The organism is Halogeometricum sp. CBA1124, from assembly GCF_009741955.1.
GTDB lineage: Archaea > Halobacteriota > Halobacteria > Halobacteriales > Haloferacaceae > Halogeometricum > Halogeometricum rufum.
Genome location: NZ_WPCD01000184.1, coordinates 1 through 7274, shown reverse-complemented (window position 1 = coordinate 7274; position 7274 = coordinate 1). Strand labels below are relative to the sequence as shown.

The window sequence follows — 7274 nt, the reverse complement described above, 5'->3', positions numbered from 1 at the left end:
CGACGACGCCCAGCGTGACGCCGAATCCGACGGCGACCAGTCCCGCGGCGTCGCCGCCGAGCAGTCCGTCGTCCGAACCGGTCGTGACGGTCCCGGTCCGCGGTCGCTCCGTCTCCGGCGCGTCCGTCGCCGTCGCGGCCGTCGCTGTTCCGGCCGTCGCCGTCGGCGCGTCCGTCACCGTCTCGGTCGGCGACGGTTCGACCGTCGGCGCTTCGTGGACGACCAGCGACCCGACGTCGGCGGGGTCGCCGGTGGTGTTCGTCCCCGGATAGACCGCTATCGGGTAGTTTCCGGGGTCGACGAGGGCGGGGAGTTCCGACTCCCGTATCGGGTCGACCGCCGTGCGCTGGTCGGCGTCGAGGACGCTCGCCGTCGTCCGGTCCGTGCCGGCGTGTTCGGTGTGGAACAGGAGGATTGCGCGGCCGTCTCCGTCTCGGTCGCGCAGGGTCGCGGCGTACTGGTAGTTGACCGACTCCTCGCCGACGACGACGGTGACGTTCTCGGCGTCGCCGAAGGTGACGGGGATGCGCGCCGTCCGCGTCCGGGTCACCTCGCTGACGGCGACGACGCCGACGCGGTCCGGCGACAGCGTCGTCTCGCCCTCGAAGGAGTCGCGCTCCGTCGCCGTCGCGTCGGTGCAGTCGCCGTCGCAGGGGACGATTCGCCCCTCCGCCTGCCCGAGTCGCTCGCCGTCGTGATACGCCGAGAGGGCGAACGTCCCGTTCGTCGGCCCGTCGCTCATGTCGAAGCGAACCTCGAACGTCCCGTACTCCGTGACCGTCGTCTCGGCGGTTCGGAGGAACTGCGGTTGCGTGTCGCCCGTCGAGCGCATCCTGACGCTCAGGACGGACCCCGCCGGGAGCGTCGTCTCGCCCGTCACCGCCTGTCCGGCCCGCGGGTGCACCGTCAGCGCGTCGCCCTCGTGGACGAACGTCGCGGTGTCCTCGACGGCCGCCGCGCCGGCAGGCGCGAGGGCCGCGCCGAGGACACAGACGAGGAGTGCGACGCGGAGGCTCATCGCGGTCCTCCGTCGATTCCGTGCCGTCTGTCTGTGATGCTGGAGGGCATCGTACGTGCAACGTGAACGGTCGAGAAGTTAGTACGACCGATAGCTCAAAGCGCACGTTGAACGGTAACGTATCCGAGCGAGTCCGGTCCGCCGGTGCGATAGCGCCCGTTCGGGACGCGCTGGCACCGCCCGTCGCGAGCGGATACTGCTCGGACCGAAAGGGACTCAAAGGACCGCGGCGGTTCACCGGTATGACAAGCGGACTACTCGCGCTCGTCCCCGAAATCGTCGAACTCCTCGTCTTCGGCGTCGGCACCGTCGCCCTCTCGGGCTTCGGCGTCTACGTCGAGCGATTCGCGCTCTCGATGTTCGAGAGCGGTCAGGTCGAACTCGGCGCGTGGGCGGCCGTGATGGGTGCGGTTGCGTTCGGGTTCTCCTACCTGCTCGCCACCGACCAGTTCGGTCCGCGCCTCCGGCGTCTGCTCGCCGGCGGCGACGGTCGGTAGCCGAACTCACCGGTCGGTCACCGGCGTCCGGCGGGCCGGCGGTGACGGTGGCACCGACGCCCGCCACCGAGATGCGGCCATCCTTCTGCCTCGCTACGACCCCGCGGTGTCGGGGTTGAACAGTCGCTCGTAGCTTCCGGGGAGTTGCGCGCGGATGCCCCCGAGTTCGCCGTCGCCGACGCTGTCGGCGAGGGTGCTGGCGACGGCCTTCGCGTGCGACGCCGCGTCCGACTCGTCGATACGTCCGTCGGTCGCCTCTCGGTCGCGGACCCGGTCGACGAACGCCTCGGCGTCGAACGACTCGGGTTCCGTCCCGCTCTCCCCCGTCAGGTCCGAACCGAACGACTCGGGCACCTGCGCGGCGAGGTCATCGACCACCGGTTCCGTGAGCCGAGAACCGAAGACGCGGAGCGTCGCCTGGACGGTGGCGCGGGCTTCGTCGGTCGATTCGAGTCCGGCACGTTCGCGAACGTGGCTGACGAACTGGTGTTCGTTCATGTCGAAACCGAGCGTCGGAGGACGCTCGTTCGGGTGACCGGGCGGACCCCGTTTCGCTGTTGTGGCCGCCGGACCGGTCGCGCGAGAAGTCGCACCCGCCGCCAGTCGCCGTCGCTGCCCTCGCCCGCACCCGTCGCTACCGTCGCCGGTACCACCAGTAGCCGAGACTGGCGACGATGAGGAGTGCGAGCACGCCGACCGCGGCGAGGGCGCCCGTGTCGACCGACTGCTCCTCGAGCGAGACGGCGACCGGGACGCGGTGCGACTCGCTGTCCACGTCGCCGTCGGCCGACTCGGAGGTGACGTTCACCGTCACCGGGTGCGTGCTCTCGACGGCGTCTTCGTCCACGCTCAACTCGAACGCGACGCGTTCGGACTCGCCGGGGTCCAACTCGCCCACGTAGGCCGTCGGCGCGACGCTCGTGAACGGCGGCCGCGGTTCGAGGGAGACGGCCACGTCCGTGCGCGGCGCGTCGCCCGCGTTGGTGACGCGGACGACGAGGCGGTTCGTGGTGTCCGGTCCGAACGTCGCGTTCTGCGGTTCCAGCGCGAACCGGTCGCGCTCCGGTTCGACGGTCGAGCGCACGAACAGCGCGTCGCTCTGGCGCGTCGCGTCCTCGCGCCCCCGATACCGGACGCTCAGGTCGAACTGGTGTGGGCCGGGTTCTCCCCGGTCGGTCACCCGCACGGGGAACGCGACGGCCGCCGACTCGCCCGCTTCGAGCGTCCCGACGGGGTACGACGACTGGAGTGCGACGACGCCGTCGCTGCCCGTCTCGATGTACACGACGGCGTCCCGAGCCGTCTCCGGCCCCCTGTTGACGACGGTGCCCCGGACCGTCCCCCGTTCGCCGACGAACAGCGTCGCGGACGATTCGCGGACGACGAAGCGCTGTTCGGGCGCCGGGACGACGCCGGTGACGAGCGGTTCGGACCGCCGGGGCCGGTCGTCGTCGTCGGAGTAGCTGACCCGTCCGACGACGGTGTAGTTCCGGCGGCCGGCGGTCGAAAGCGCCGTCGCCGGCACGTCGACGGTGGCCTCCTCGCCCGGTCGCCACGCGCCGACGAACCGGGAGACGCTGCCGTTCGTGCCGACGCGGAACTCCGCCGACCGGGACTGGACCGAGACCCGCGCGTCCCGCGCCGTCGCACTCCCGACGTTGCGCAGGGTGAGCGTGACGTTCCCCCTCTCGCCGACCGGGGTGTCGGTCGCCGACTCGACGAGTCGGAACCGCGCCTCGGGTTCGACGACGAGTCGCACGCGCGCCGTCCGGAACGCCTCGACGTCATCGTGCTCGCCCGTGTAGTCGTCTATCTCCCGGGTGTAGTCGTAGCGGAGTCGAACCGGGAGACGGTACGTCCCGGGTTCGGCGTCCTCGTCGACGGTCACCCGCACCTGCATCTCCGCGACGCCGCCGTCGGGGATGGACCCGAGCGACGCGCGCGTCGTCTCGACGGTGACGGGGGCGTTGCCCGAGTCGAGTCTGGCTCGCACCCCGCGAGCGGTCGTCAGTCGCTGTTCGACCCCCGGGGCACCGCTGCTCTCCTCCAGCGACGCGACGTTCGTAATCTGCAGTCGGAGTTCGACCGACTCGCCGGGCGAGACGCGGTTCTCGGGCATCGTCGCCGACAGGTGTGGCTCGCCCTCGATGGCCGCGACGCCCGTCGGGACGAGGAGGCAGACGACGAGGACGCCGGCGAGAGCCGTCCGCGCCCTCATCGGCGCGCCTCCCCGACGGCCCGCGACGGCGTCCGCGCCGCGCCGTCGCTCCATCTCACGGGGTCGTCGGCCCGCACCCGCCCGCGCGCTACTCCGCTCCGTCCGTCGGCTCTCGTCGGTCTCATATGTCTCTCCGTTGGAACTGCAGTGCGCTGGCGATGACCAGCAGGGCGGCCACTTCGAGGAGGATGGCCGCGCCCAGCAGGTCGTACGTGCCGTCGACCAGAATCGCCGTCGGGTCGTAGTACCGGGTCGGGCTGAGCGTCCCCAGCCACTCGTAGTCCGTCCCGGCGACGAACGATTCGAGCATGAACAGGCCGAAGACGACGCCCATCGCGCCGCGTTGGGCCAGACTGCCCCTGCTGACGCTGACGGAGATGAGCAGCCCCAGACCCGCACAGGCGAGGAGGTACGGAATCGAGAGGAGGTGGACCATCGCCACGTCGGCCAGCGACAGGGGGTCGCCGACGAACGCCGCCCCGAAGTAGACGACGACGCCGACGACGACGTTGACGACGACGATGGGTGTCAACAGCGAGGCGAACTTTCCCAGGAGGACCGAGACGCGGGAGACGGGGCTGGAGAGGAGCAGGTCGAGTCGCTCGCGTTCCACGTCGCCCGCGATGAGGTCCCCCGCGCTGTAGGCGAAGTAGAGCCCGAGGAGCAGAATCCAGCCGAACTGGTACAACTCGGTGGCGAACAGGCCTTCGAGCGTGCCGATGGCGTCGACGCCGAACGCCGACTGGAACGCCGGCGGGAGCGCCTCCGCGTACGCTTCGAGGTCCACCTCGTCGATGATGGAGGGGCCGATGGCGAGGAACAGGCCGGCGTATATCGACAGTCCGACGGCGATGGCTGCCGTCCCCGGGATGCGTCGCTCCGTCTCGTACCGGGCGATTTCGAGCACGGCTACCCGCCCCCCTCGACCTGTTCGTCCACCGATTCGTCGGTCGGTCCGTCGCCCGAATCGCCGGTCGGTTCGCCCCTCGCCTCGTCGGGCGGCGCCTCCCCGTAGAACCGCATGAACACCTCTTCCAGCGGTGCCTCCTCTATCTCGACGTCGAGGACGTCGTAGCCGGTCAGGTGGTCGAGGAGGACGTTGTACTCGCCGGTGAACGTGAACGTCACCGTCTCCCCGCCCCGTCTGTCGCCCGCGTCCGTCGTCCCGCCGGACCCCACCGTCAGGTCGTGGACGCCCGGGAACGCGAAGTCGTCGACGCGTATCTCGTCGGCGACGCGAACCCTGACGAACTTCCCCGACCGGCCGAGGAGCGTCTCGACGTTCTCCAACTCCACGAGGCGGCCGGCGCGGATGATGCCGACCCGTTCGCACATCTTCTGCACCTCGCCGAGGATGTGCGAGGAGAGGAACACCGTCTTCCCGCGGTCGTGTTCGCGGCCGACGAACTCGACGAACCGCTCCTGTTTGAGCGGGTCGAGCCCGCTCGTCGGTTCGTCCATGAGTATCAGGTTCGGGTCGTGCATGAACGCCAGCACGATACCCAGCATCTGCTTGTTCCCGCGGGAGTAGCCGCCGATCTTCCGCTGTAACGGCGGGTCGAACATGTCGAGGAGTTCGTCGCTGCGTTCGTCGCCGCGCAACGCGCCGTAGTACTCCAACAGTCGCCGCCCGGTCGCGTTCTCGTCGAACACCGGTTCCGCGGGGAGGTAGCCGATTTCGCGCCGCGCCTCGATCATCTCGCGTTCGTCCGTCACGTCCCGGCCGAGCATCGTCGCTCCGCCGCCCGTCGGCGACTGGAAGCCCAGCAGCGTCCTGATGAGCGTCGTCTTACCGGACCCGTTGGGGCCGAGGAAGCCGAACACCTCTCCCTCCTCGACGGCGAAGGAGACGTCCTCGATACCCCGGGTCTCGCCGTAATACTTGGTCAGCTCATCGGTCTGTATCGCTGCCATTCGGCATCACGCCAGTCGAGGTACAGCGCCGGGGGAGATAGAATCTTGGTTCGCGTTGTCACGTTTTGGGGACGACCGGTCCTGTGGAACCCCTCACTGGGCGACGGGCTTCAGCCGCCGCGGTGAATACGAATCGCGTCCCGATCAGCGCGGGGGGCGACTCAGGTCGTCGTCAGCGGTCCCCAACAGATAGCCACCGAAGGCGAGTGTCCACAGCACGAGCGGATAGACCACCCAGCGCTCGATTCCCCCACCCCCGAGGGACTCCAGCGGATGAGGGCCACCGATGACGAGTCCGTAGAAAAACACACTCACGAGAAAGAGGAGCGAGATACCCCCGAAGAGACCACAGAAAACGGAGAACGGCCTGGAGACGACCCGTGACGAGAGGACGACTGCGAGACCGCCGCTGAAGAAGGTGAGAAGCGCGAAGAGCCCGTGCCAGGGAGTCACGTTGCCGGGGAACACGCCGACGCCGAATGCGCCGAAACCAAAGATAGCGAGTACGACCGGGAAGCCACGGCGATTCGTGGCGCGATAGACGAAGAGGGCCGCAACGAGCACGAGTGCCCCCGTCACCAGCATCGTGCCGTTGAATATCGTCGCGGAGGGTTCGTGGATGACCGGATTCGGTGGCCGCGTCGACCCGAGGTCACTGATGTCCTGTCTCGTCGAATAGTTCGGATAGAGGACTTCTGCCGTGATGATTCCCATGAGGGCGATGAATCCGGACAGAACCATGCTGAAGCCCGCTATCGACGAATCCGGATACCCGAGCCGACCCAAAATTCCACGCTGACGTGAGTCACTCATACACGAGTGAACCACGCCCGCTTATGTAAAACAGCTGTCGAACGAGGGTAGCGACGGTCCTGCGGACTCCGTCCACCAACGGCGTGACCGCACGAACGTCCGAATCGAACGGCGGATTTCGGCGAGAACCGCAGACGTCGTGGCGACTCGTGACGCGAGTGAGAAGCGGTGAGGAAGTGAGTTAGGGCAGATTGTGAACCTCACTCGCATCGCTTCGCGATGCTCGCTGGTTCAAATCGATGGCTACCACACACTTCGACGTACGCTCCTCGCTTCGCTCGTCGGTAGCGTCGAAGAGAAGTGGGTTGGGGCAGATTTGAACTGCCGGCCTCCTCCATGTCAAGGAGGTGTCATAACCAGACTAGACCACCAACCCTGGTTACTGCGTCCGTGGCGCCCGTCTGAGCGCATTACCTCGTTTTCCGGGGATACAATTAAGGGTTGCGAATCGAGTCGGCGTCGTTCGATTCGGCCGACGGAACGGTTACGCAGGCACCGACCGCCGACCGACTCCGAGCGTCCGGCGGCGGCGCTCGCGTCACCCCGACAGGCTTAAGCTGGTGAACTGATTTGTGCATTGTATACCGAAGACGTACATCGGTGTCTCTACGATGACGCTCCAAACCTACATCGAACGCACGACCGAGGGCACAGATCTGACGCAAGAGCAAGCGCGCGAGGCGGCGCGCCTCGTCTTCGACGGCGCGACGGAGGCGCAGATCGGCGCGCTCCTGACGGCCCTCCGGTCGAAGGGCGAGACGGAGACCGAAATCGCCGGCTTCGCACAGGGGATGCGCGACGCCGCCCGCACCAT

7 protein-coding genes, 1 tRNA gene and 1 pseudogene are annotated in these 7274 nt (G+C 68.3%); 2 read left to right on the top strand and 7 right to left on the bottom strand.

Annotation, left to right across the window (positions count from 1 at the left end; genetic code table 11):
- Positions 1–1018 (bottom strand): BGTF surface domain-containing protein (locus GJ632_RS17290; RefSeq protein ID WP_191453601.1); only part of this gene is annotated, 1018 nt, incomplete at its 3' end.
- Between the two features lie 242 nt (positions 1019–1260).
- On the opposite strand from GJ632_RS17290, the gene GJ632_RS17285 reads away from it, so the two are divergent.
- The gene (locus GJ632_RS17285) at positions 1261–1515 is read left to right on the top strand and encodes a hypothetical protein (RefSeq protein ID WP_191453600.1); all 255 of its coding nucleotides are present in this window, start codon (positions 1261–1263) and stop codon (positions 1513–1515) included.
- Between the two features lie 93 nt (positions 1516–1608).
- Here the strand turns inward: GJ632_RS17285 and GJ632_RS17280 are convergent, their stop codons facing one another.
- From GJ632_RS17280 to GJ632_RS17255, 6 genes are all read right to left on the bottom strand, one after another.
- Positions 1609–2013, bottom strand: coding sequence for a DUF2267 domain-containing protein (locus tag GJ632_RS17280; protein WP_191453599.1), 405 nt, complete (start codon positions 2011–2013; stop codon positions 1609–1611).
- 136 nt (positions 2014–2149) lie between these two features.
- Positions 2150–3787: a COG1361 S-layer family protein gene (locus tag GJ632_RS17275; RefSeq protein WP_191453598.1), complete on the bottom strand. Its 1638-nt coding sequence runs from the start codon at positions 3785–3787 to the stop codon at positions 2150–2152.
- Positions 3788–3854: 67 nt separating this feature from the next.
- The gene (locus GJ632_RS17270; RefSeq protein WP_343161236.1) at positions 3855–4640 is read right to left on the bottom strand and encodes an ABC transporter permease subunit; all 786 of its coding nucleotides are present in this window, start codon (positions 4638–4640) and stop codon (positions 3855–3857) included.
- Positions 4641–4642: 2 nt separating this feature from the next.
- Entirely contained in the window at positions 4643–5647 is a 1005-nt protein-coding gene (locus GJ632_RS17265; RefSeq protein ID WP_191453597.1) for an ABC transporter ATP-binding protein, read from the bottom strand.
- A 144-nt stretch (positions 5648–5791) separates the two neighbouring features.
- The gene (locus GJ632_RS17260) at positions 5792–6460 is read right to left on the bottom strand and encodes a DUF998 domain-containing protein (RefSeq protein WP_197428063.1); all 669 of its coding nucleotides are present in this window, start codon (positions 6458–6460) and stop codon (positions 5792–5794) included.
- A gap of 301 nt (positions 6461–6761) precedes the next feature.
- Positions 6762–6836 (bottom strand) — tRNA-Val (locus GJ632_RS17255).
- A 235-nt stretch (positions 6837–7071) separates the two neighbouring features.
- On the opposite strand from GJ632_RS17255, the pseudogene GJ632_RS17250 reads away from it, so the two are divergent.
- Positions 7072–7274: pseudogene (locus GJ632_RS17250) on the top strand (anthranilate phosphoribosyltransferase); the annotation flags it as partial.